The sequence below is a fragment of the Streptomyces sp. NPDC001443 genome, assembly GCF_053597355.1.
In genome coordinates, this window is sequence record NZ_JBSFIA010000013.1 from 24,089 (window position 1) to 46,694 (window position 22,606).

Consider the following 22,606-nt stretch of genomic DNA (forward strand, 5'->3'; position numbering starts at 1 on the left):
TTCGCACTTCGCATTCCGCGACTTCGTGAACATGCTCGCCTCCTTCGGCACTCGGTTCTCCGCGAGCCCCTCACCCGGGGCGGCACCGGGAGCGGGTGGCGACGGTGTGCCGCGCACCCCTCCCGATGACGTGGTTCCTGCGGTCGGCGCGGTCAGACGCCGATGCTGTCCTGCGTGGCGCCCTCGCTGTCGCCGCGCGCCGACTCGGCCGCCGCCTGCTTCCGCGAGGCTCGCAGACTGGTGATCGTGGTGACGATCAGGACGGCGCAGATCACGCCGAGCGAGACGGGGATGCTGATCTCCGGGACGTGGACGCCGGACTCGTGCAGCGCGTGCAGCACCAGCTTGACGCCGATGAAGCCCAGGATGATCGACAGGCCGTAGGAGAGGTGGACCAGTTTCTTCAGCAGGCCGCCGATGAGGAAGTACAGCTGCCTGAGGCCCATCAGCGCGAACGCGTTGGCCGTGAAGACGATGTACGGGTCCTGGGTCAGGCCGAAGATGGCCGGGATGGAGTCGAGCGCGAACAGCACGTCCGTGGTGCCGATCGCGAGCATCACGACCAGCATCGGGGTCATGACCCGCTTGCCGTTCTGCCGGATCCACAGCCTGGTGCCGTGATAGCGGTCGGCCACCCCGAAGCGTCGCTCGGCGGCCTTGAGGAGCTTGTTCTCCTCGAACTCCTCCTCGTCCGTGTCGGCACGGGCCTCCTGGACGAGCTTCCAGGCGGTCCAGATCAGGAAGGCACCGAAGAGGTAGAAGACCCAGGTGAAGCTGGCAAGGATCGCGGCGCCCGCAGCGATGAAGACGGCCCGCAGGACCAGGGCTATGAGCACGCCGACGAGGAGGACGCGCTGCTGGTACTGCGTCGGCACCGCGAACTTCGCCATGATCAGGACGAAGACGAAGAGGTTGTCGACGCTCAGCGACTTCTCTGTGATGAAGCCCGCGAAGAACTCGCCGGCGGGCTGACCGCCGGCGAAGAACAGCAGCCCGAGGCCGAAGAGTCCGGCCAGGGCGATCCAGACGACCGTCCAGGTGCCCGCTTCCTTGAGGGACACGTCGTGCGGTTTGCGGCCGATGAAGAAGTCGACCGCGATCAGGGCGGCAAGGCCCGCGATGGTCAGGACCCACAGGGTCAGGGAAACATCCATTGCGCCTCCGGCATTACGTAACGGCGGGTAGTCAGCGTCGTAGTGCTGCCGGAGGTCTCTTCCACCCCGGGCCGCGGCGTCGATGACGCTTCAGCGGCCACACGGGCCGACGCCCCGGGATCCGGTCGGATCCGTATTGACGGGTACGCCGCACAGACAGGGAGTACTCCCCTCCGTGGGAAGACAGTACCCCAATTGCCAAGGAGAGGTAAAGGGATTAGTAAAGGAAAACCCAAAGATGCTGGTCGAGCGTCTTTACGCAGACTTGGTGAAGGCGGGCGAGGCCGTCATCCCCGCCAGGTTCGACGGGCCTCGGCCACCTGTGCGAGCACTTGCCCGAGTACCTGGCTGCCGGGCGGCACCAGCGAGGGCTCGTACGTCCAGGCGTGCCCGACCCAGGGGTCGGCGAGGTGATCGTCCGGGACCGGGGTGAGCCTCAGCAGCGAGCGCCACAGAGGATCCAGCAACGGACCGTAACCGGAGGCGTCCTCGCGGTCGGCCACCATCATCAGATGGACGCCGAAGGCCGGCCCCTCGTCGGCGAGGTAGCGGAGCTGGGTCACCGCGCGGTCGTCGAAGCCGTGCGGGAAGTCGTTGACGACCAGCAGCTGCTGGGAGGTGTCGAAGCCGGGCGGCAGCGCGTCGGCGGCACCACCGCGCACCGCCATCTGGACCAGGTCGACCCGCTGGGTGAGCCGGCCCAGGACGTCCGCCACCCCCGCGGCGCCGACCCCCGGCGGACCCGCCAGCACACCGGCCCTCACCAGCGGCGCGAGCGGCTGCGCCGCCGAACCGGCCGGGTCGATCACGTGCACGGTGAACTCGCCCGCCGGGTGCACGGCCAGCAGCCGGGCCGCGAGCGCCACCGCCGTGGTCATCGCGAGGTGCCGCAGTTCGTGCTCGTCGGCGAACACCCCGTCGGACGATCCGGAACCCGCGCTGTCGATCCAGAGGCCGCGCTCCAGCGGCAGTCTGACCAGCATCGGGATACGCAGCTGCGGGGCCTCCGGCAACTGGAGGTCGCCGATACGAAGCGCCATGGGCATCTCCATCGGCACGCGATAGCCGTGCCAGACGGGACTGTCCCAGCCCGCGTACGCCGGCGGCAGCGCGGGCTCGACGACCTCGACCTCGGCGGTGAGCTGGGCGATGTCCCGGTCCAACGCCTGGGTGGCCTGGTCCACGAGCCGGGCGTACTTGTCGTGGGCCGCCTCGCGTGCGGCGTCGCCCTGTCCGCCGATCCTGGCGCGTGGGTCGGACAGCACCTGGTCGAGTTCCTTCTCCCGGCGGGAGTCGGCGAAGTCGACCGCGCTGCGGTAGGCGGCGGTGGTGCGGGCGAGGTCCTCGAACATGCCCCACACCTGGTTGTAGAGCCGCTCCTCCATGGACCAGCCGGTCGCGTCGCCGGCGACGGGCCGGGCGGGCTGCCCGGGAGCGGCCGGGGGCGCGGTCGGCGGGGGCGCGGGAGGGGCCGGGGGTGTGGCGTTCCGGCGGCCGGGATGGGTGTAGTCGATCGGCCCCGTGCCGGCGGCCGGAGTGGCGGAAGAGGCGCCCGGGGGCGCGGCCGGCGCTCCGGGAGGGGTGAGCGCGGAGGGATCCGCGGGACCGGAGGACGGCGTGACGGCCGGGTCGACGGGCGTGGCGCCGCCAGGGTGCGCGGTCTGCTGTCCGGGCTGCGCCGGGCCGACCGTCGCCTGCGGTCCGTACGGGTCCTGGAGCCCCTGTTGAGTGATGGGCTGGGGCGTCACGGAGCTCGCGCCGCCCTGGGCCGGGGTCCCACCGTGCTCCGGGCCGCCGGCCGCGGGCTGTCGGAAGCGGTCGCCGTCCGGTCTCGGCACGGGTGCCTGGACCGAGCGGGCCAGACCGCGGGAGACCGCCTCGCCGACACCGGCCGCGAGCTGCCTGGCCTCGGGCAGGCCCTGGTCGGCGAGGAGTTCGGCGAGACCGCCCGCGTATCCCTGGCCGACGGCGCGCACCTTCCAGGCACCGGCTCTGCGGTAGAGCTCCAGGGCGACGACGGCCGACTCGGCGTCCAGTCCGGTGATCGTGTAGCTGGCGATCTCGGCGCCGTCCAGGCCCGTGACGGCGACGAACGGCGCCGCGACCAGGCCGAAGCGGTCGGGGCCGCCCGTGCCGTCGGGCAGTGCGAGCAGCACGCTCACCCGGTGCACGGCCTCCGGCACGGCGGCCAGGTCCACCGCGAGGCGGTGATCGGCGGCCGCCTGCCGGGAGACCTCGAGTCCGGGCAGGGCGGGGGCGCCCGGGTGGGCCACCCCTTCCACGCCCCGGACCCTGCCGTGCTCGTCGCCGAGCGTGGCACCGGCCACGATCGGCGTGCCGGCGGAGACCCGGATCTCCAGGCGGACCTGGGACAGCGGGTGGTTCTGTCCCCTTACCAGCTCGGCCGTCATCGCCCGCGTCTCCCTGCCCTGTGCCACCGTGTCGTGTCGTGTGCCGCTCGCCGCCCTGCCGGTGCCGCGACAGGCAGTGTCCGCCCCGTCGCGACGCCCGGCCCCCGTCGGGCGGACGTCGCCTGTCGCGGCGTCAGAGAAGCGGAAGGATGACCGGCATCAGGTCCTGGAAGGTACGGCCGTTGGCCGGGGCGCCGAGGGCCGTCATCGACCAACCCGAACCGGACCGGTGGACCTTGGCCATGATCTGGGCCGTGTAGGCACCGCCGCCCGCCAGTGTGTAGCGGGCGAGCTCCTGGCCGTTGGTCTCGTCGACCAGACGGCAGAACGCGTTCTGCACCTCCTGGAAGGTCTGGCCCGTGAAGGAGTTCACGGTGAAGACGATCTGGTCGATGTGGACCGGGACGCGCTGGAGGTCGACGAGGACGGCCTCGTCGTCGCCGCCCTGGCCGGCACCGCCGACGAGGTTGTCGCCGGTGTGGCGCACCGAGCCGTCGTCGCTGACGAGGTGGCGGAAGAAGACCACGTCGACCGGCTGCTTGTCCGCGAACAGCACGGCGGAGGCGTCGAGGTCGATCTCACGGGTGCGCGAGCCGAACAGGCCGCGCCGGGGAGCAGCCTGCCAGCCGAGACCCATGCGTACCGCGGTCAGGCTGCCTCCGTCGTTCTTCTGCAGACTGATGGCCTGACCCTTGGTCATGTTGACGGTCACGGCTTGTTCCCCTCTCGAGCTTTCCCCGGTTGCCGCGGATTCCGCGGGTTGTCCAGAACCCTACGCAGAGCCACCGACAGTGCCGAACCCCGGCCCGCACTTTGTGTCGGTCTTGCAACACACCACGCTGCACCGGGGTCCGGTGTGACGGCAGGGTCAGGCCAGGCCCGCCTCCCGCATCTGACGCAGTTCCTTCTTCATCTCGGACACCTCGTCACGCAGCCGGGCGGCGATCTCGAACTGGAGGTCCGCGGCGGCGGCGCGCATCCGCTGCGTCAGTTCTTCGATCTGATCCGCGAGTTCGGCCGCGGGACGGTCGGTCGGCACCGTCTCCTTGCCCTTGGCGGACCGGCCGGCCTTCGCGCCGGCCGCCTTGCCGCCGAGGGAGGGCACCGGGGCCTTGGCGCCCTGGCCGTCCTTCTTCGCCTTGCGGTAACCGGAGCCGAGCAGCTGCTCGGTGTCGACGTCCTCGCGGGCGATCTGCGACACGATGTCGTTGATCTTCTTGCGCAGCGGCTGCGGGTCGATACCGTGCGCGGTGTTGTACGCGACCTGCTTCTCGCGTCGGCGGTTGGTCTCGTCGATGGCCCGTTCCATCCCCGGGGTGATCTTGTCGGCGTACATGTGGACCTGGCCGGAGACGTTGCGCGCGGCACGGCCGATGGTCTGGATCAGGGAGGTGCCGGAGCGCAGGAAGCCCTCCTTGTCGGCGTCGAGGATGGCCACCAGGGACACCTCGGGCAGGTCGAGTCCCTCACGCAGCAGGTTGATGCCGACGAGGACGTCGAACTCGCCGGCCCGCAGCTCGCGCAGGAGCTCGACGCGGCGCAGGGTGTCGACGTCGCTGTGCAGATAGCGCACCTGGATGCCGAGTTCCAGGAAGTAGTCGGTGAGGTCCTCGGCCATCTTCTTGGTGAGCGTGGTGACCAGGACCCGCTCGTCCTTCTCGACCCGCCCGCGGATCTCGTGCACCAGGTCGTCGATCTGCCCCTCGGTGGGCTTGACGACGACCTCCGGGTCGATGAGGCCGGTGGGCCGGATGATCTGTTCGACGACGCCGTCCCCGCGCGAGAGCTCGTACTTGCCGGGAGTCGCCGACAGATAGACCGTCTGACCGATGCGCTCCTGGAACTCCTCCCACTTCAGCGGACGGTTGTCCAGGGCGGAGGGCAGCCGGAAGCCGTGGTCCACGAGGGTGCGCTTGCGGGAGGCGTCTCCCTCGTACATGGCGCCGATCTGCGGCACGGTGACGTGCGACTCGTCGATGACGAGCACGAAGTCGTCGGGGAAGTAGTCGAGCAGGGTGTTCGGCGGGGAGCCCGGCTCGCGGCCGTCGAAGTGCATCGAGTAGTTCTCGACGCCGGAGCAGCTGCCGATCTGGCGGAGCATCTCGATGTCGTACGTGGTCCGCATCCGCAGGCGCTGCGCCTCCAGGAGCTTGCCCTGCTTCTCCAGTTCGGTCAGGCGCTCCCCGAGTTCCTTCTCGATGTCGTTGACGGCCCGCTCCATGCGCTCGGGACCGGCGACGTAGTGGGAGGCCGGGAAGACGTACAGCTGCTCGTCGTCGCTGATGATCTCGCCGGTGAGCGGGTGCAGGGTGGAGAGCGCCTCGATCTCGTCGCCGAACATCTCGATGCGGACCGCGAGCTCCTCGTAGACCGGGAAGATCTCGATGGTGTCGCCGCGGACCCGGAAGGTGCCGCGGGTGAACGCCATGTCGTTGCGCGTGTACTGGATGTCCACGAAACGGCGCAGCAGCTGGTCGCGGTCGATCTCGTCGCCGACCTTGAGCTGGACCATGCGGTCCACGTACTCCTGCGGGGTGCCGAGGCCGTAGATGCAGGAGACCGAGGCGACCACGATCACGTCGCGGCGGGTGAGCAGCGAGTTGGTCGCGGAGTGCCGCAGGCGCTCGACCTCCTCGTTGATCGAGGAGTCCTTCTCGATGTAGGTGTCCGACTGCGGGACGTAGGCCTCGGGCTGGTAGTAGTCGTAGTACGAGACGAAGTACTCGACCGCGTTGTTCGGGAGCAGCTCGCGGAACTCGTTCGCCAGCTGGGCGGCCAGGGTCTTGTTCGGGGCCATCACGAGCGTGGGGCGCTGGAGCTTCTCGATCATCCACGCCGTGGTGGCGGACTTGCCGGTGCCGGTCGCGCCCAGCAGGACGACGTCCTTCTCACCGGCCTCGATGCGCCGGGCCAGATCGGCGATGGCCGCCGGCTGGTCGCCGCTGGGCTGGTAGGGGCTGACGACCTCGAAGGGCGCCACCGTGCGTTCGATGTGGGAAACGGGCCGCATGGGTTCCACCGTACGGCTCCCCACTGACAACGGGGGCGGATCAGTGGCCCTGCGGGGTGCGGGAGCGGCGCTGCACCGCTTCCCGCCGGGGCCGGGGCGGCACGCGACGGCCTCCGTGCTCCACGACCGGGTGGGCCGGGATGCCGGGCTTGGGCTCGGCGACGACCCGTTCGGGCCTTCCCATGACCATCAGCGGGTCGAACATCACCACGACACCGGCGAGGCAGAGGAAGGCCAGCGGGCCGATGAGCATGGGGGCGAGCAGCGCCGCGGGCGAGTCGCCGGAGGAGGCGTGGGGCGTGGTGTGGAGGTGGACGCTGAGACCGGCCATCCCCATGTAGTGCATTCCGCTGACGGCCAGGCCCATCACCAGGCTCGCGCCGACGCTCCAGCGCAGCCCGCGGACCTGGCCGGCCGCCCACAGGGCAGCGGTCGCGGCGGCCATCGCGATGGCGACGGACGCGGCGACGGTGAGCGTGCTGTACTCCAGGACTCCGTTCAGGCGCATTCCGGCCATGCCCAGGTAGTGCATCGAGGCCACTCCGAGACCGGTGATGGTGCCCCCGGTGAACAGGGCCGCTCCCTTGGCGCCCTTGTAGCCGACGATGAAGATCCCGACGCCCACCATGACGACGGCCACGGCGAGGCTGGCGTACATCGTCGGCCGGTCGTAGCGGATCGGCGCCTCTTCGACCGAGAAGCCCATCATCGCTATGAAGTGCATGGTCCATATGCCGGAACCGATCGCCGCGGAGCCCAGGGCCAGCCAGCCCGGGCGCCAGGACTGGGTCACGAGCAGTGCCCTGGTGGTGCAGCGCAGTCCGAGGGCTCCGCCGAGGCAGGCCATGACGTAGGCCACCAGCGGTGTGACGAGACCGTAGCTGAATCCGTCGACCGTGCCTTGCATGCTCGGCTGCCTTCCGCCCGGTTTCAGTCCTGAAATCGCCTTAATTATCCCCCTCCCTCAGGACCGTCTGACCGGTCGAGGCTGTCGCAGAGAGTATGACTCTCACCGCAATGACCGAACGGTTCTCCGACAAAGAAACACACTCTTGCCGCACATGTGCGGCAACGGTGAGCAGGCGTGAGGGCGTCCGTTCAGCCCGCGGTCACCTCGCACACCCCTCGTGACGCACGCTCTGCTGTCACAGTTGAACCGTCCGTAGCCGTCCGACGCGAGGAGTACGCATGTACGCGCGCGCACTTGCTGTCATGAGCGCCGCGCTCCTGGCCGCCGTGACCCTTCTGACGCCCGCCTCCGACGCCCGGGCGCGCTCCGACCGGCGGCCCGTGGTCGTCGCCCACCGGGGTGCCTCGTCCTACGCCCCCGAGAACACCCTGGCGGCCGTCGACCGGGCCGCCGCGCTGGGCGTCGACTGGGTGGAGAACGACGTCCAGCGCACCAAGGACGGCACGCTCGTGGTGATCCACGACGACAGCCTCCGGCGCACGACCGACGTCGAGCGGGTCTTCCCCGGCCGTTCGCCGTGGAAAGTGAAGGACTTCACAGCCGCCGAGATCGCGCGCCTCGACGCGGGCAGCTGGTTCGGCCGCGCCTACGCGGGCGTGCGCGTGCCGACGCTGGAGCAGTACCTGCGCCGTGTCGAGCACAACCGTCAGAATCTGCTGCTGGAGATCAAGAACCCGGAGCTGTACCCGGGCATCGAGCAGCAGATCCTCAAGCTGCTCGGCAACGAGGGCTGGCTCGACCGGCAGCACCTCGCCCGCCGGCTGGTCGTCCAGAGCTTCAGCGCGGACAGCCTGCGCAGGGTCCACGATCTGAAGCCCGCTGTCACCACCGGGTTCCTCGGCAGCCCGGCCGTGCGGGACCTGCGCGGCTACGCGGCCTTCACCGACCGGATCAACGCCTCGCACGGGTCCCTGTCCGTGGGGTACGTGTCCGCGGTGCACGCGCTGACGGGCCCGCACGGCAGGCGGATGGGGGTCGCCGCCTGGACCGTCGACGACGCGAAGACCGCCCGGAAGGTCGCCGGGTACGGGGTCGACGGCGTCATCACCGACAAGCCCGACCTCGTGCGCCAGGTCCTGTACGGGTGCTGACCCCCGCCGGCCGCCGGGGGCGGGCGGGGGTCGGTGTCCGGTTCCGGGGGTGTTGTCGGTGGCGGGCCGTACGGTGGGGCGCATGGACAGCCTCGGGCAGTACGAACAGCAGGTCGTGTGGACCGTCGTCGCCACCGACATCGGTCCGCTGCTTCTGGCCGCGACCGGCACGGGCCTGGTCAACGTCGTGTTCCACGCCACCGACGCGGTACGCGACAGGACGCTCGGCCGACTCGCGGACCGGCTGGGGACCGCGCCCGTCGAGGCACCCGGCTCCCCGCTGCTGGCGGAAGCGATACGCCAGGTGGAGGCGTACTTCGCCGGTGAGCGGCGCGCCTTCGAGCTGCCGCTGGACTGGTCGCTGAGCTCGGGCTTCAACCGGCAGGTGCTGCGGGAGCTGGCGTCCACGGTCCCCTTCGGTGCGGTCGTCGGTTACGGCGATCTGGCGAGCCGGGTCGGTCAGCCGGGCGCGGCGCAGGCGGTGGGCGTCGCGATGGGTTCCAATCCGCTGCCCGTGATCGTGCCCTGCCACCGGGTCGTCGAGAGCGACGGCGGCATCGGCGGGTTCGGGGGCGGTCTGGAGACCAAGCGGAAACTGCTCGCCCTGGAAGGTGTGCTGCCCGAGCCGCTCTTCTGAGGACCGCGGACCGGACACCGCCTCGGGAGCGTTCGCGCCGTTCGGAGGCAGCGACCCGCCGGCGTCCGCCGGGGTGATCGCGGCGGCGCGAGGGCTCGCCGGTGCAGTCCCCCGTCGGCCGCGAGGGTTTGACCGGGCGCGCCGCCCGCCAGAGATGAGGGAGGACCGCGAGACAGGAGGCAGGCGCGTGGTGCTGGTGGTGTCCGATGAGGTACGGGAAGCGATAGCCGCGCGTCGGCCCGTGGTGGCCCTGGAGTCCACGATCATCGCGCATGGGCTGCCGCGCCCGCGCAACCTTCAGGTGGCCCTGGAGCTGGAGAGCGTCGTACGGCAGGAGGGCGCCGTACCGGCGACGATCGCCGTCCTCGACGGGCGGCCCCATGTCGGCCTGGACAAGGAGCAGCTGGAGCGGGTCGCGAACGAGGACGGGATCCGCAAGCTCGGCCATCGCGACCTGCCGCTCGCGGTGGCCGCGGGGGCCAGCGGGGCGACGACCGTGTCGGCGACCGCGCTGTTGGCCGCGCTCGCGGGCGTACGGGTGTTCGCGACGGGGGGACTCGGCGGGGTGCACCGCGAGTGGACCGTGACGCAGGACGAGTCGGCGGATCTGGGGTTGTTGGCACGGACCCGGATCACAGTGGTGTGCGCGGGCGTGAAGTCCATCCTGGACGTGCCCGCGACCCTGCAACGGCTGGAGACGCTGGGGGTCGCGGTGGCCGGGTACGGCACGGACCGCTTCCCGGGTTTCTATCTGTCGGACTCGGGCCATCCGGTGGACTGGAGGCTCGACACCCCGGGGCAGGTGGCGGACGTGATGCGGGCGCAGGACGCGGTCGGTGGGCCGGAGTCGGCGCTGATCGTGGCCCAGCCCGTCCCCGAGGAGGAGCAGCTGGATCCCGGGCTGCACGCGCGGGTGCTCGCCGAGGCGTTGAACGCGTGCGAGGAACGGGGCGTCACCGGGCAGGCGGTCACTCCGTTCCTGCTCGACCACCTCGTGCGGCACACGGACGGCGCCTCGCTGAGCGCCAATCTCGCGGCGGTACGGGGGAACGTGAGGCTGGCGGGCCGCATCGCGGCGGCGTGGGCCGGGGGATGACCGCCGGGCGGGACGGCGCGCTGCTGGTCGTCGGTGACGTGGTCACGGACGTCGTGGCCCGGCACCGGGGGCCGCTCGCCACCGGCACCGACACGGCCGCCTCGATCCGTACCCTGCCCGGCGGCGCGGGCGCGAACGTCGCGTGCTGGGCCGCCCACCGGGGCTGTCCCGACGTGCGGATGCTCGGACGGGTGGGCGCGGACGCGGCCGCCTGGCACGAGCGGGAGCTGACCTGTCACGGGGTACGACCGCGGCTGGTCGTGGACCCGCAGGCGCCGACCGGGACGGTGATCTGCCTGGTCGACGCGGGAGAGGCGGCGGAGCGGACGTTTCTCACCGACAGCGGCGCGTGTCTGCGGCTCGACCCGGACGACTGGTCGGACGCGTTGCTCGACGGGGTCGCGTGGCTGCATCTGTCGGGCTATCTGCTGTTCTCGGAGCCGAGCCGGGCCCTGGTGGCGGTGGCCCTGGCATCGGCACGCGCGCGTGGGGTGCCGGTGAGCCTGGATCCCGCGTCGGCCGGTTTCCTGGCCGGCCTGGGCGTCGAGCGGTTCCTGGAGCTCGTCGCCGGGGTGACGGTCCTGCTGCCGAGCCGGGACGAGGCGTGCCTGCTCACGGGGCTTCCCGACACGGCGGACGCGGCGGCGAAGCTGAGCCGTCACGTCCCGCTGGTGGTCGCCAAGCAGGGCGCCCGCGGTGCGCTGGTGGCCAGGTCCGGCACCGTACGGGCCCGCGTCCCCGCGGTGCCGGCGACGCCCCGGGACACCACGGGAGCGGGCGATGCCTTCACGGGCGCGTTCCTCGCGGCACTGCTCGCCGGGGCCGAAGCCGAGGAGGCCGCGGCGGAGGGGTGCCGGGCCGGGGCACAGGCGGTCGAACGCGTCGGCGGGAGACCACCCGGGGTCCGGTGAGACGGCGACCGCGGAGCGCGCGGCGGCGCTACGCCTTGCGGCCCCACGCCGAGATCATGGGGGCGGTGGCCAGGTCCATGCTGCCGGAGGCCAGGTTCGCCAGGTGCCGGTCGATGTCCTGGTGCGTGGCGAGGCCCGCCTCGACCAGACGGTCGCGGATCTGCCGGACCGTCGCTGTCTCCAGGGCGGTGCAGGCGGGCGAGGCGACCGGGAAGTACGCGTCGGCCTCGACCTGGTGCAGCCCGGCCTCGCGCAGCAGCCGAGGAAGCCTGCGCCCGTACGCGAGGTCGGCGCCGCGGTCGGCCAGGAGTGTGCGGAACCCGTGCCTCAGGCGGTTCGCGAGCTGCTGCTCAGGGCCGTGCTCGTCGGGGCACAGAAGCGGTTGCAGTGCCGGGTCTGCGTCCTCGATCAGGAGCCGCCCGCCGGGCCGCAGGGCCTTGATCATCGACTGGAGCGCCCGCTCCCTGTCCGGGACGTGCACGAGGACGAGCCGGGCGTGCACCAGGTCGAAGTCCGCCCCCGGCGGCTCCTGCGCGCCCACGTCGTGCACGCTCACCTCGACCGGGGGACGGCTCACGGCGGTCAGTCGTGAGACGTCGATGTCGGTCGCGACGACCTGGCCGGTCGGCCCGACCTTCCTGGCCAGCCAGGACACCACGGAGGTACCGCCGGCGCCGACCTCCCAGCAGCGCCAGCCGGGTTCGATCCCGAGCCTGTCCAGGTGCCGGAACGTCGTGGGGTCGAAGAGGGCGGCGAAGGCGTCGAATCGCTCTGCTGCCTCGGACTGGCGATTGTCGAGGAGATACCGGTCGGTTCGCGTCATGCCCCGATCATCCCAGTCATCCCGCTCGTCCCGTGCGGGCGGCGCTCCCCGCGTCGTCGGAGGAGGCCGGTCCGTCCACAGGCGGGAACCAAGCGGAATCTCCTGTTTCCACAGGCTTTTCCGTCGCTCCCCCGCACCTGGCAAACTGGCACGCCAGGGCGCAGGAGTACGGCGGTTCGGCAGTACGGCGCAAGGAGATCCACGCGAGGAGATCCAGATGTCCATGGCAGGGAACCTGCGAAGGGTCACCGAACTCGGCCGGGTCGGCGGCCTGCGCAAGGTGGCACGGCTCACTCGTCGACGGCCGCGCGTCGACCTGAGTCACCCCGCGCGGTCCCCGCTCGGCTCTTCCGTGGTGAACTGCGTGACCTACCGGGACGGCGTGCGGACACCGGGCGGGCGCGATCTGGTCGAAGCCGTGGCACGGGTGCGCAAGTCCGGCGACGGTTTCGTCTGGCTCGGCCTCCACGAGCCCACGGACCGGGAGTTCGCGGGGATCGCCGAGCTGTTCGACCTGCATCCGCTGGCCGTCGAGGACGCGGTCGAGGCGCACCAGCGCCCGAAGGTCGAGCGGTACGGCGAGACGCTGTTCGCGGTGTTCAAGACGGTCTGCTACGTCGAGCACGAGGAACTCACCGCGACCAGCGAGGTGGTGGACACCGGCGAGATCATGGTGTTCGTCGGCCATGACTTCGTCATCTCGGTGCGGCACGGACGGCACGGCTCCCTGGGCCCGCTGCGCGAGGAGCTGGAGAGCGATCCGGTCCAGCTCGCCAAGGGACCTTCGGCGGTGCTGCACGCGATCGCGGACCATGTGGTCGACGACTATCTCCATGTCGCCGACTCGATGCAGTCGGACATCGACCAGGTCGAGACGGACGTGTTCTCGGCGGACGGCGCCCGGACCGACCCGGGCCGGATCTACCAGCTCAAGCGGGAACTCCTGGAGTTGAAGCGGGCGGTGGTTCCGCTCGCCCGGCCGCTGCTGGATCTCTCGGACCGGCCCATGCGGGTGGTCGACGCCGAGATACAGGCCTACTTCCGCGATGTCTCCGACCATCTGCTGCGGGCCACGGAGCAGATCGCGTCCTTCGACGAACTGCTCAACTCCATTCTCCAGGCGCACCTCGCGCAGGTCACGGTCGCGCAGAACGAGGACATGCGCAAGATCACGGCATGGGCCGCGGTGATCGCCGTACCGACGATGGTCTGCGGGGTGTACGGGATGAACTTCGATCACATGCCCGAGCGGCACTGGCAGTTCGGCTATCCCCTGGTCCTCGCCGTGATCGCCGTCGCCTGTCGGGCGCTGCACCGCGGGTTCCGGCGCAACGGCTGGCTCTGAGGCACGACTGCGGCCAGGTGGGCGGGTCAGCCGCCCCACGCGGGATGCCGTGGGTCGTCCGCGCGCACCAGGACGTCGGCCGTGCCGGCCGGGTCGGTCTCCCGCTCGTAGCTCTCGAAGGCGGGGAGTGTCCAGAGGTCGGCCTCGGGGGTGCGGCGGCGCAGGGCGGACGGGGAGAGGAGGACGTGGACGCTCAGGTCGAACGGGAACCAGTGACGCAGCAGGAGGGGGCCGTGCAGCAGGAGGATGCCGCCCGGCGGGAGCCGGACGTAGGAACTGCGGGTGGCACGGTCGGAGACCGGGTCCCAGAGGTCGGGCAGGATGCGCCCGTCGCCGCCCGGTTCGAGGGGGCCGAACACCTCGCGCCACAGGGCTCCGGTGTCGAACCAGCCGTTGTAGTACGCCTCCACGTCGTGGTGCCCGTGCTCCAGCCGGAGCGAGGCCGGACGCAGGAAGCCCTGCGTTCCCACGACGGCCGAGGGACGGCCACGCAGGCGCAGGGCTTCGGCGACCCGCTCGGCGAGATCTCCGGGGCGGGCCGCCGGGGCACCGTCGAAGGCGATCCGGGGCCAGGGGCTGCCGTCGCCCGGCTTCAGGTCGAGCAGCCGCTCGGCGAGCAGGTCGCCGAGCCGTTCCCAGGTGATCGCTTCGAGTCGCACACCGCCATGATGCCGCGTCGGAGCGGGGTACTGCGGCCGCCGATCCCGCACCCGGGCCGGTGCTCGCCGGTCGCGCGGTGCCGCTCGCCGCGGACGCGTGTGACGGCGGACTCACCGGAGGGAAAGAACCCGGTATGGCGCTCTTTGCAACTCCTCATACCGGTAACGGACTTCGTGACGGGCTTCTCGTCGTCCAGCCTGTGCGGCGCAAGCAGTGCGCCGGGTGCCGTCGCGGGCCGCTGCCGATGCTCGTCCTGGAGGACGGCGCACCGCGTTGCCTCGACTGCGCCGACCTCGGACATCTGGTGTTCCTGCCGCGCGGCGACACCGCGCTGACCCGCAGATCGCGGGAGGAGAGCGCGCTGTCGGCGGTGGTCGTGCGGTTCAACCGGCGCCAGGCCCGGTACGAACGCCAGGGCATCCTCGTCGAGGAGTCCGCGCTGGCCCGTGCCGAACGGCGCTGCTTGGCGGACGCGGAGGCGCGCAGGCGGCGCCGGGCGCGGGACGCCCGACGGCGGGCGGCCGAGGACGTGCGGTTCACGGGCGCCTTCGCGGCGGAGATACGACGGCTGTTTCCCGGCTGTCCCGAGGGCCGGGCGCAGGAGATCGCGGCGCACGCGTCGGCGCGCGGCAGTGGCCGGGTGGGGCGCAGCGCGGCCGGCCGGGCGCTCTCGGAGGGCGCGGTGGTCTCGGCGGTCGTGGCCTCCGTACGGCATCTGGACACGCCGTACGACGAGCTGCTGATGAGCGGGGTGCCGCGGCACCGGGCGCGACGGCAGATCACGGCGGACGTGGAGTCGGCACTCGCGGGATGGCGCGGTGGCGGCCCCGGACCGGCCCGGTGAGCCGATGAGCGGGTGGCCATGAATTCACTTGTGGCAGCGGAAGGCGCCGGGCAGGATCTCGGCTCGACGGGTGGGAGCTGACGTAGAGATGATCGACGGACCGTACTTGGTACTGGCGGCGCTGGGTGTCCTCGGCACGGGACTGATGGCCGGAGTCTTCTACGCCTTCTCGGTCCTGGTCATGCGGGGACTGGCCGCGCTTCCGCCCGCCCGGGGGGTCGCCGCGATGAACGCGATCAACTCCTCCGCCATGACACCCGCGTTCATGGTCGTGTTCTTCGGTGTGGCCACGGTGTGCGCGGTGATCGCCGTGGTGACCTTCGTCCTGTGGCCGGACGACGGGACGGTCGAGCTGCTGCTGGGCAGCGCGCTGTACCTGGCCGGTTCGTTCGGGGTGACGGTCGTCGCGAACGTACCGCGCAACGCCCAGCTGATGGGAATGGAGCCGGACACCCCGGAGGCTGCCGCCTACTGGCCGGCGTATCTGCGCGAGTGGACGAGATGGAACCACATACGCGCGGTCGCCTCGGCGCTGTCCGCGGTCGTGTACCTGCTGGCGCTCGTCTGAGCGTGCCGCGGCCCCGGCGGGACGCTCGTCCGAGGACCCTGTGGGCGCCGCCGCGAGCCCACGGCGGGACGCTCGTCCGGGTACCCGGCGGTCCTCGCGCGGGCCGGTGGGAGAAAGCGCTGTAGGCCGCTCTGCGCGTGCGGCCCGGGAGACGTATCGTGGCCGGAAGAGCGCCGCCCGATGACGCGAGGCCCGTCGCACGCGCGAGCAAGGAAGACGGCCATGGCCGATCCCAAGGGTTTCATGACGACGCCCCGCCAGGAGTGGGCCCGTCGGCCTGTCGAGGAGCGGGTCCGGGACTGGGACGAGGTGTACGTCCCCGGAGCGCTGCTGCCCATCATCAGCAGGCAGGCCGACCGTTGCATGGACTGCGGCATACCGTTCTGCCACGACGCGTGCCCGCTGGGCAACCTGATCCCCGAGTGGAACGACCTGGTCTCCCGGGAGGACTGGCGGGCGGCGGGCGACCGGCTGCACGCCACCAACAACTTCCCCGAGTTCACCGGGCGGTTGTGTCCGGCACCGTGCGAGGCGGGGTGCGTGCTCGCGATCAACCAGCCGGCCGTCACCATCAAGAACGTCGAGTGCGCGATCGCCGACCGGTCCTGGGCGGAGGGGTTCGTGCCGCCCCGGCCGCCGGACCGGCTGTCCGGGCGGACGGTGGCCGTGATCGGTTCGGGCCCCACCGGGCTCGCCGCGGCCCAGCAGCTCACGCGGGCCGGGCACACCGTCGCCGTGTACGAGAAGGACGACCGGCTCGGCGGGTTGATGCGGTACGGCATCCCCGAGTTCAAGATGGAGAAGCGCCATCTGGAGCGGCGGCTGAAGCAGATGCGGGCCGAGGGGACGAAGTTCCGTACGTCCACGGCGGTCGGCCGGGACGTGGGCGCGGCCGAACTGCGGACGCGGTACGACGCCGTGGTGGTCGCCACGGGCGCCACGGCGTGGCGGGAACTGAGCGTCCCGGGACGCGAGTTGGCAGGCATCCACCAGGCGATGGAGTATCTGCCGCTGGCCAACCGGGTGTGCGAGGGGGACCTCAAGACCTCGCCGATGTCCGCCGCGGGCAAGCATGTCGTGATCGTCGGCGGCGGTGACACCGGGGCGGACTGTCTGGGGACCGCGGTGCGCGAAGGGGCCGCGTCCGTCACCCAGCTCGACATCTACGCACAGCCGGACGCCGAGCGCGACGAGGACATCGATCCCTGGCCGACGTACCCGAAGGTCTACCGGCTGTCGGCCGCGCACGAGGAGGCGCGCGACCTGGAGACGGCGCCCGCGGCACACGCGGACGCCCGGCTGTTCGCCGCGTCCACGCTCCACTTCGCCGGCGACGCCGACGGGCAGGTGCGGTCGCTGCATCTGGTCGAGGTGGACGCGCTGCGCAGACCGGTGGCCGGCTCGGGGCGTACGCTCCCCGCCGACTTCGTACTGCTCGCCCTCGGCTTCTCGGGACCCGACCGGCAGGACGGGCTCATCGACCAGCTCGGACTGGGGCTCGAACCGCGCGGCACGATCACCCGGGACGACGGCTTCGCGACGAACGTCCCCGGGGTGTTCGCCGCGGGGGACGCGGCGCGCGGCCAGTCGCTCATCGTGTGGGCGATAGCGGAGGGCCGGGCGGTGGCCGCGGCCGTCGACCACTATCTGACGGGAAGTTCCCGGCTTCCGGCACCGATCGGACCGTACGACCGGCCCATGGCCGTGTGAACCGGCCCCGCCGGGCCTTGCGAACCGGCCCATGAACGTGCGGAACGGGCCGCGGTACCACCCTGCCGGGACTAGCGTCGTTCGTCCGTGCCCGCCCGCTTCGCCGTCGACAGTGCCACCCGGTTCCAGGTGTTGATCGCGAGGATCAGGGCCAGCAGGTGCGCCAGTTCCTGCTCCTCGAAGCGGGCCGCCGCCTCGGCGTAGACGTCGTCCGGGACGCCGGCGTCGGCCACCAGGGTCACCGCCTCGGTCAGGGCGAGGGCCGCCTGCTCCCGCTCGGTGAAGAAGTGGCGGGCCTCGCGCCAGACGGCGACCATGTGCAGCCGGTCCTCGCTCTCGCCGGCCTTGCGGGCGTCGTTGGTGTGCATGTGCAGGCAGTACGCGCAGTGGTTGAGGTGCGAGGCACGGATCTGGACCAGTTCGACGAGGGCCGGGTCGAGGCCGTCGCGGGCCGCGCTGTCGAAACCGACGAGGGCGCGGAAGACCTTCGGGGCTGCCTTGGCGAAGTCGAGGCGGCCGGGCTCGTTCGTGCCGGTGTTCGTGATCGTGACCGGGTTCGCCGTGCGGGTGTTCGCGTTCGTCGTCATGTGCATCAATCTATGGCCCGGAAAGACCTCTTGTAGGGTGCAATTCCATGGTGGAATCGTGGGTCAATTCGGCGGAGCGGATCGGCAGCGACCTGCATCTGGAGCTGTCGTCGGCGGGCTCCGGCGGGCGTCGGGCCGCGGTCGTCCGAGCGCTGCGCGAGGCCGTACGCGACGGTCGGCTGCCTCCCGGGACGCGGCTGCCGCCGTACCGCTCGCTCGCCGCCGACCTCGGCGTCGCCCGCAACACGGTGGCGGACGCGTACGCGGAGCTTGTCGCGGAGGGGTGGCTGACGGCCCGCCAGGGCTCGGGCACGCGCGTCGCCATGGGGGTGTCCGCCCCTCCCTCGTCCCCGCCGCCGGGGCGCCGGGGCGGCTCCGCGCCGCCGCGCGATGTCACCCGGGTGCCCCGCGCGGCACCCCCGCGCGCGCGTGGCCCCCGGCACGACCTGCGGCAGGGCACCCCCGACGCGTCGTCCTTCCCGCGCGCGGCCTGGCTCACCTCCTACCGGCGGGCGCTCCAGCAGGCGCCGAACGAGGTGTTCGGACCGGGCGACCCGGCCGGCCGGATCGAACTGCGCGAGGCCCTCACCGAGTACCTGGCACGGACCCGCGGGGTGCGCACGGATCCGGACCGGATCGTGGTCTGCTCCGGCTTCGCGCACGCCCTGCGCCTGCTGTTCGGCCAGGGCGCGGGCGGGACCCTGCGCGGGCCGCTGGCCGTGGAGGCGTACGGGCTGGGCTTCCACCGGGAGCTGCTCGCCACGGCGGGCGTGCGGACCGTCCCGCTGCCGGTGGACGAACACGGCGCGCTCGTCGCCGGGTTGGGCCGTGAACGGGGCGTGCTGCTCACGCCCGCGCATCAGTTCCCCACCGGTGGCCCGCTGCACGCCGAGCGCCGGGCCGCGGTGATCGACTGGGCACGCGCGCGAGGCGGTGTGGTCGTCGAGGACGACTACGACGGGGAGTTCCGGTACGACCGCAAGCCCGTCGGCGCGCTCCAGGGCCTCGACCCCGACCGGGTCGTCCTCGTCGGCTCGGTGAGCAAGAGCCTTTCGCCGGCCCTGCGGCTGGGGTGGATGGTCCTGCCGCGGCGGTACGTCGCCGACGTACTGGCCGCCAAGGGCGAGCGCGAGGCGTGGGCGAGCGTGCCGGACCAGCTGTGCCTGGCCGACTTCATCGCGTCGGGGTCGTACGACCGCCATGTGCGGCGGACCCGGCAACGTTACCGCGGCCGCCGCGACCGGCTCGTCGAGGCGCTTGCCGCGCGGGCCCCGCACATCGAGGTCACCGGGGTCGCGGCCGGTCTGCACGTGGTGCTCCGGCTGCCGGACGGCACCGAGCGGTCCACGGTCGAGGCGGCCGGGCGGCGGGGCGTCGCGCTGGACGGCCTCGCCGCGTTCCGGCACCCGGGGACGGACATGGCGGTGCGGGACGGGCTGGTGGTGGGGTACGCGACGCCCTCGGACCATGCGTACGGGGCGGCCGTCGAGGCACTGTGCGGGGTGCTGCCCCCGCCGTGACCCCGGGGCCGGCCCGCGAGCCACGACGGCCGCGGGCCTCACCCCTTGCGGACCCCACCTCTTGGGGGCCTCACCCCTTGCGGACCGCACCCCTTGCGGACCGCACCCCTTGCGGACCTCAGCCCTTCCGGACCTCAGCCCTTCCGGGCCACCGCTCCGTATCCGGGAATGACCCCGTCCTCCTGGCCCGGAACCGGTTCGCCCAGTTCGGGGTGCCACTCGGGCACCACCGCGATCCCGGGTTCGACGAGGTCCAGGCTGCGGAAGAACCGGCCGAACTCGTCGCGGGAGCGCAGGGCAAGGGTGATGCCGGCCGCCCGGAGCTTCGCGATCGCCGCCGCCGACTCCTCGGGGGTGAAGTCGGCGGTGGCGTGGGTCATCATCAGATAGCTGCCGGACGGGAGTTCGGACAGCAGTCGGCCGACCAGCTCGTGCGCGCCGTCCTCGTCGGAGATGAAGTGCAGCAGCGCGATGAGGGAGAGCGCGATCGGCCGGTCGAAGTCGAGGATCTTCCTGGCCCCCTCGACTATGGCGGCCGGATCGCGCACGTCGGCCTGGAGGTACTCCGTCAGGCCGTCCGGAGTGCTGCGCAGCAGGGCCGCCGCGTGGGCCAGCACGATCGGGTCGTTGTCGCAGTAGACGACACGGGCGTCGGACGCGACGCCCTGGGCGATCTGGTGCAGGTTCGGCTCGGTCGGGATGCCGGTGCCGATGTCCAGGAACTGCCGTACGCCGCGCTCGGTCAGCCAGCGGGTGGCACGGTGCATGAACGCGCGGTTGACCCGTGCCATGACGGGGACACGCGGGTCGAGGGCCAGCATCTGCCGGCCCATCTCCTCGTCGACGGGGTAGTTGTCCTTGCCGCCGAGGTACCAGTCGTACATACGCGCGGGATGCGGTCGGCTGGTGTCGATCCGGACAGCGCCGGTGGGGTGGTCCTGCCCGGTCATACAACACTCCGTAACTGGTGGGCGCGAACAGCGATCACGGTCAATGAGGAACCAAGGTAAGGGAGTCGAAACATTCATCGGTTTAACGGGTCCAGCGGGAGAGCAATTCAAGCCAGCCGTTCAGGACAGGCCGTTCAGGACAGGAGGAAGTCCGCCTCCCCGGCCTTCGCGCCCTCGATGAAGGCGGTCATCTCGTCGGACGTGTAGATCAGCGCGGGGCCGTCGGGGTCGGTGGACTGCCGGACGGCGATCCGGCCGTCCGCGAGCTTCATGGCCTCCAGGCAGTTGCCTCCGTTGCCGCCGCTCCAGGGCTTGTGCCAGCCTTCGCTGCCCAACTCGCGCGCGGGCATGCCGTTGTAGATCCGCTCGGTGCGGATCCGTGACCTGGTCTGGGACTTGATGCGGTCCATTCACAACTCCTTGCGGAGATCCTGGAGGATCTCCTTCGTGCGATGTGCAGTAGCGGCCTGCGCCGCCATGCGGTCCATGACCTCCAGGTGGGTCGCCACCTCGGAGCGCGCGTCCAGGTAGACGGCGCCGGTCAGGTACTCGCTGTAGACCATGTCCGGAAGTTCGGGCATGGCGAATCGGAACAGCACGAAGGGCCCGTACGTGCCGGGATGCGGACCGTTGGCGAACGGCGCGACCTGGAGTGTCACGTTGGGCAGCTTCATGGCGTCGAGCAGTTTGTCGACCTGGGCCCGCATCACCTCCGCGTCGCCGACCGGACGGCGCAGCACGGTCTCGTCCATCACCACCCAGAGCCGGGGCGCGTCCTGCCGGGTGAGCAGTCCCTGCCGCTGCATGCGCAGGGCGACATGGCGCTCGATGTCGTCGGGACTGGTCTGGCCGATGGCGCCCGACTTCAGCACCCCGCGCGCGTAGTCCTCGGTCTGGAGCAGTCCGGGCACGAAGTGGGGCTCGTACTGGCGGATGAGGCCGGCCGCCCCCTCCAGGCTGACATGCATGGAGAACCAGCCGGGCAGGATGTCGTGGAAGCGCTGCCACCAGCCGGGCTGGTTGGCCTCCTCGGCGAGCCGGACGAACGCCTCGGCCTCGGCGTCGGAGATTCCGTAGGCCTTCAGGAGCAGTTGGAGGTACGGGATCTTGAGCGTGACCTCGGCCATCTCCATGCGCCGGACCGTGGCGGGGGCGACCCGGAGGATCTGGGCGGCCTCCTCGCGTTTGAGTCCGGCGCGCTCCCGCAGGTCCAACAGACGCCTGCCGAGGACGACCTGACCGACGGTCGGCGCGGACCGCGGTTCACTCACGCTCCACCTCCACGAAAACTCCCGGCAGGACGGCTCGATCGCACAGATCGCCGACAGTCCGGCCGGTCCGGTGACAAAGGAACGACGAAAAAATCCCCGACAGCCCTACGGCGCCACTCGAAGACCCACCCGAAGATCCGGACGGATCTCCGCTGATCCCAACTGGCGCCGCTCGACGTGCTGTTGCAAGCAGTGTGCCACGGCCCTCCACCGCGTCACACAGCACTCTGCATTTTTCAGAGTGACACTTGCCAAGTGTTCACGGCGGGGCGATAGTGGCAAGCGTGATTCCGTCCGCGCCCTTAGGAACAGACGCCGCCGCAGGCCGCCCCCTCGGTCTCGGTGCCGATGGGGGTCCCCCCGATCGTGCCCGTTCCGAACCCGGGGAAGCAGTCGGCGCCGTCCGGCTCGGTGCCGAGCGCCGGTTCCGCTTCGAGCTGGCCGCACACCCGGCTTCGCCCACCCAGGCGAGACGGCTGACGCGTGCCCGGCTGACCGGCTGGTCGGTGTGCGAGGACACCTGCGACACCGCGGTCCTCGTCGTCTCCGAGCTGGTCACCAACGCGATCGTGCACACGGCGAGCAGTCGCGTCGTCTGCGAACTGCACGACGGCGACGACCGGGTGCGCATAGCGGTGCGCGACGAGGGCTGCGCGCCGGGTGAGCCCCACCCGTCCCCGCAGCGGCCCGAGGAGGAGCACGGACGAGGCCTGCTGCTGATCGAGGCGCTGTGTCACTCCTGGGGTGCCCAGGAGCAGGGGTCGGGTCTGCTGGTCTGGGCGGAGATCCCCCGCGGGGCCGCCACGCCGCGCATCCCCGCGCAGCCGCACAACGACCTGGGCTGGGGCACCCGCCCGAAGCCCGGCCCGCCCGGCGGTCCGGGCGACGACGACGAGCCGCGACAGGAGCGACGGGACCACCCGCAGCACGAAGCACAGCGACACGAAGCACAGCAAGCACCGCAGCACGCACCGGCGGTCGCGGGGACCCCGTCGCACGTCCGGCGCCCGGAACGGGGCGACGCGTGAACGCGCTCTCCGGTCCCGGC

The 22,606-nt window shown here is 71.5% G+C and carries 21 protein-coding genes; 10 read left to right on the plus strand and 11 right to left on the minus strand.

Going from position 1 to position 22,606, the window contains the following annotated elements:
• Positions 1-152: 152 nt before the first annotated feature.
• From ACWC24_RS16100 to ACWC24_RS16120, 5 genes are all read right to left on the minus strand, one after another.
• Complete coding sequence (locus ACWC24_RS16100; protein ID WP_450663448.1) at positions 153-1,154, minus strand: TerC family protein; 1,002 nt, start codon at positions 1,152-1,154, stop codon at positions 153-155.
• A 287-nt stretch (positions 1,155-1,441) separates the two neighbouring features.
• The gene (locus ACWC24_RS16105; protein WP_450663449.1) at positions 1,442-3,565 is read right to left on the minus strand and encodes a TerD family protein; all 2,124 of its coding nucleotides are present in this window, start codon (positions 3,563-3,565) and stop codon (positions 1,442-1,444) included.
• 133 nt (positions 3,566-3,698) lie between these two features.
• Complete coding sequence (locus ACWC24_RS16110) at positions 3,699-4,277, minus strand: TerD family protein (protein ID WP_392619187.1); 579 nt, start codon at positions 4,275-4,277, stop codon at positions 3,699-3,701.
• A 156-nt stretch (positions 4,278-4,433) separates the two neighbouring features.
• Positions 4,434-6,575 (minus strand): excinuclease ABC subunit UvrB, encoded by a 2,142-nt coding sequence (gene uvrB / locus ACWC24_RS16115; RefSeq protein WP_450663450.1) that lies wholly within the window; start codon positions 6,573-6,575, stop codon positions 4,434-4,436.
• Positions 6,576-6,615: 40 nt separating this feature from the next.
• Positions 6,616-7,482, minus strand: a complete 867-nt coding sequence (locus tag ACWC24_RS16120) for an MHYT domain-containing protein (protein WP_450663451.1) — start codon at positions 7,480-7,482, stop codon at positions 6,616-6,618.
• Positions 7,483-7,763: 281 nt separating this feature from the next.
• Here ACWC24_RS16120 and ACWC24_RS16125 point away from each other — a divergent pair, with 281 nt between their 5' ends.
• From ACWC24_RS16125 to ACWC24_RS16140, 4 genes are all read left to right on the plus strand, one after another.
• Complete coding sequence (locus tag ACWC24_RS16125; protein WP_450663452.1) at positions 7,764-8,636, plus strand: glycerophosphodiester phosphodiesterase; 873 nt, start codon at positions 7,764-7,766, stop codon at positions 8,634-8,636.
• A gap of 82 nt (positions 8,637-8,718) precedes the next feature.
• Positions 8,719-9,273, plus strand: coding sequence for a methylated-DNA--[protein]-cysteine S-methyltransferase (locus ACWC24_RS16130; RefSeq protein ID WP_450663453.1), 555 nt, complete (start codon positions 8,719-8,721; stop codon positions 9,271-9,273).
• 187 nt (positions 9,274-9,460) lie between these two features.
• Positions 9,461-10,369 carry a pseudouridine-5'-phosphate glycosidase gene (locus tag ACWC24_RS16135; protein WP_450663454.1) on the plus strand — a complete coding sequence of 303 codons (909 nt, stop codon included), beginning with the start codon at positions 9,461-9,463 and terminating at the stop codon, positions 10,367-10,369.
• Positions 10,366-11,280, plus strand: a complete 915-nt coding sequence (locus ACWC24_RS16140; protein ID WP_450663455.1) for a carbohydrate kinase family protein — start codon at positions 10,366-10,368, stop codon at positions 11,278-11,280. The genes ACWC24_RS16135 and ACWC24_RS16140 overlap by 4 nt, the downstream gene beginning before the upstream one ends.
• A gap of 28 nt (positions 11,281-11,308) precedes the next feature.
• Here the strand turns inward: ACWC24_RS16140 and ACWC24_RS16145 are convergent, their stop codons facing one another.
• Positions 11,309-12,103 carry a methyltransferase domain-containing protein gene (locus ACWC24_RS16145; RefSeq protein ID WP_450663456.1) on the minus strand — a complete coding sequence of 265 codons (795 nt, stop codon included), beginning with the start codon at positions 12,101-12,103 and terminating at the stop codon, positions 11,309-11,311.
• Between the two features lie 217 nt (positions 12,104-12,320).
• Between ACWC24_RS16145 and ACWC24_RS16150 the strand changes: the two genes are divergently transcribed.
• The gene (locus ACWC24_RS16150) at positions 12,321-13,448 is read left to right on the plus strand and encodes a magnesium and cobalt transport protein CorA (protein ID WP_450663457.1); all 1,128 of its coding nucleotides are present in this window, start codon (positions 12,321-12,323) and stop codon (positions 13,446-13,448) included.
• 26 nt (positions 13,449-13,474) lie between these two features.
• Here ACWC24_RS16150 and ACWC24_RS16155 read toward each other — a convergent pair whose 3' ends face one another.
• Positions 13,475-14,107 (minus strand): uridine kinase, encoded by a 633-nt coding sequence (locus tag ACWC24_RS16155; RefSeq protein ID WP_450663458.1) that lies wholly within the window; start codon positions 14,105-14,107, stop codon positions 13,475-13,477.
• A 134-nt stretch (positions 14,108-14,241) separates the two neighbouring features.
• Here ACWC24_RS16155 and ACWC24_RS16160 point away from each other — a divergent pair, with 134 nt between their 5' ends.
• From ACWC24_RS16160 to ACWC24_RS16170, 3 genes are all read left to right on the plus strand, one after another.
• Positions 14,242-14,952, plus strand: coding sequence for a DUF2293 domain-containing protein (locus ACWC24_RS16160; protein ID WP_450663459.1), 711 nt, complete (start codon positions 14,242-14,244; stop codon positions 14,950-14,952).
• Between the two features lie 88 nt (positions 14,953-15,040).
• On the plus strand, positions 15,041-15,520 hold the full coding sequence (locus tag ACWC24_RS16165) for an anthrone oxygenase family protein (protein WP_450663460.1): 480 nt from the start codon (positions 15,041-15,043) through the stop codon (positions 15,518-15,520).
• 222 nt (positions 15,521-15,742) lie between these two features.
• Complete coding sequence (locus ACWC24_RS16170) at positions 15,743-17,230, plus strand: glutamate synthase subunit beta (RefSeq protein WP_450663461.1); 1,488 nt, start codon at positions 15,743-15,745, stop codon at positions 17,228-17,230.
• Between the two features lie 71 nt (positions 17,231-17,301).
• On the opposite strand, the gene ACWC24_RS16175 is transcribed toward ACWC24_RS16170, so the two are convergent.
• The gene (locus ACWC24_RS16175) at positions 17,302-17,817 is read right to left on the minus strand and encodes a carboxymuconolactone decarboxylase family protein (RefSeq protein WP_450663462.1); all 516 of its coding nucleotides are present in this window, start codon (positions 17,815-17,817) and stop codon (positions 17,302-17,304) included.
• Positions 17,818-17,864: 47 nt separating this feature from the next.
• Between ACWC24_RS16175 and pdxR the strand changes: the two genes are divergently transcribed.
• Positions 17,865-19,337 carry a MocR-like pyridoxine biosynthesis transcription factor PdxR gene (gene pdxR / locus ACWC24_RS16180; protein WP_450663463.1) on the plus strand — a complete coding sequence of 491 codons (1,473 nt, stop codon included), beginning with the start codon at positions 17,865-17,867 and terminating at the stop codon, positions 19,335-19,337.
• Positions 19,338-19,471: 134 nt separating this feature from the next.
• Here pdxR and ACWC24_RS16185 read toward each other — a convergent pair whose 3' ends face one another.
• From ACWC24_RS16185 to ACWC24_RS16195, 3 genes are all read right to left on the minus strand, one after another.
• Entirely contained in the window at positions 19,472-20,287 is an 816-nt protein-coding gene (locus tag ACWC24_RS16185; protein WP_450663464.1) for an SAM-dependent methyltransferase, read from the minus strand.
• A 134-nt stretch (positions 20,288-20,421) separates the two neighbouring features.
• A complete protein-coding gene (locus ACWC24_RS16190) occupies positions 20,422-20,697 on the minus strand; it encodes a DUF397 domain-containing protein (RefSeq protein WP_450663465.1) in 276 nt (91 codons plus the stop codon).
• Positions 20,698-21,558: a helix-turn-helix domain-containing protein gene (locus ACWC24_RS16195; RefSeq protein WP_450663466.1), complete on the minus strand. Its 861-nt coding sequence runs from the start codon at positions 21,556-21,558 to the stop codon at positions 20,698-20,700.
• Positions 21,559-21,833: 275 nt separating this feature from the next.
• Here ACWC24_RS16195 and ACWC24_RS16200 point away from each other — a divergent pair, with 275 nt between their 5' ends.
• Entirely contained in the window at positions 21,834-22,586 is a 753-nt protein-coding gene (locus tag ACWC24_RS16200; protein WP_450663467.1) for an ATP-binding protein, read from the plus strand.
• The last annotated feature ends 20 nt before the right edge of the window (positions 22,587-22,606 follow it).

Coding starts and splice junctions, on each gene's coding strand:
- ACWC24_RS16120 (WP_450663451.1), bottom strand. CDS start 7,482: ATGCAAGGCACGGTCGACGGATTCAGCTACGGTCTCGTCACACCGCTG.
- ACWC24_RS16175 (WP_450663462.1), bottom strand. CDS start 17,817: ATGACGACGAACGCGAACACCCGCACGGCGAACCCGGTCACGATCACG.
- ACWC24_RS16125 (WP_450663452.1), top strand. CDS start 7,764: ATGTACGCGCGCGCACTTGCTGTCATGAGCGCCGCGCTCCTGGCCGCC.
- ACWC24_RS16100 (WP_450663448.1), bottom strand. CDS start 1,154: ATGGATGTTTCCCTGACCCTGTGGGTCCTGACCATCGCGGGCCTTGCC.
- ACWC24_RS16165 (WP_450663460.1), top strand. CDS start 15,041: ATGATCGACGGACCGTACTTGGTACTGGCGGCGCTGGGTGTCCTCGGC.
- ACWC24_RS16185 (WP_450663464.1), bottom strand. CDS start 20,287: ATGACCGGGCAGGACCACCCCACCGGCGCTGTCCGGATCGACACCAGC.
- ACWC24_RS16170 (WP_450663461.1), top strand. CDS start 15,743: ATGGCCGATCCCAAGGGTTTCATGACGACGCCCCGCCAGGAGTGGGCC.
- pdxR (WP_450663463.1), top strand. CDS start 17,865: ATGGTGGAATCGTGGGTCAATTCGGCGGAGCGGATCGGCAGCGACCTG.
- ACWC24_RS16140 (WP_450663455.1), top strand. CDS start 10,366: ATGACCGCCGGGCGGGACGGCGCGCTGCTGGTCGTCGGTGACGTGGTC.
- ACWC24_RS16150 (WP_450663457.1), top strand. CDS start 12,321: ATGTCCATGGCAGGGAACCTGCGAAGGGTCACCGAACTCGGCCGGGTC.
- ACWC24_RS16105 (WP_450663449.1), bottom strand. CDS start 3,565: ATGACGGCCGAGCTGGTAAGGGGACAGAACCACCCGCTGTCCCAGGTC.
- ACWC24_RS16190 (WP_450663465.1), bottom strand. CDS start 20,697: ATGGACCGCATCAAGTCCCAGACCAGGTCACGGATCCGCACCGAGCGG.
- ACWC24_RS16160 (WP_450663459.1), top strand. CDS start 14,242: ATGGCGCTCTTTGCAACTCCTCATACCGGTAACGGACTTCGTGACGGG.
- uvrB (WP_450663450.1), bottom strand. CDS start 6,575: ATGCGGCCCGTTTCCCACATCGAACGCACGGTGGCGCCCTTCGAGGTC.
- ACWC24_RS16130 (WP_450663453.1), top strand. CDS start 8,719: ATGGACAGCCTCGGGCAGTACGAACAGCAGGTCGTGTGGACCGTCGTC.
- ACWC24_RS16145 (WP_450663456.1), bottom strand. CDS start 12,103: ATGACGCGAACCGACCGGTATCTCCTCGACAATCGCCAGTCCGAGGCA.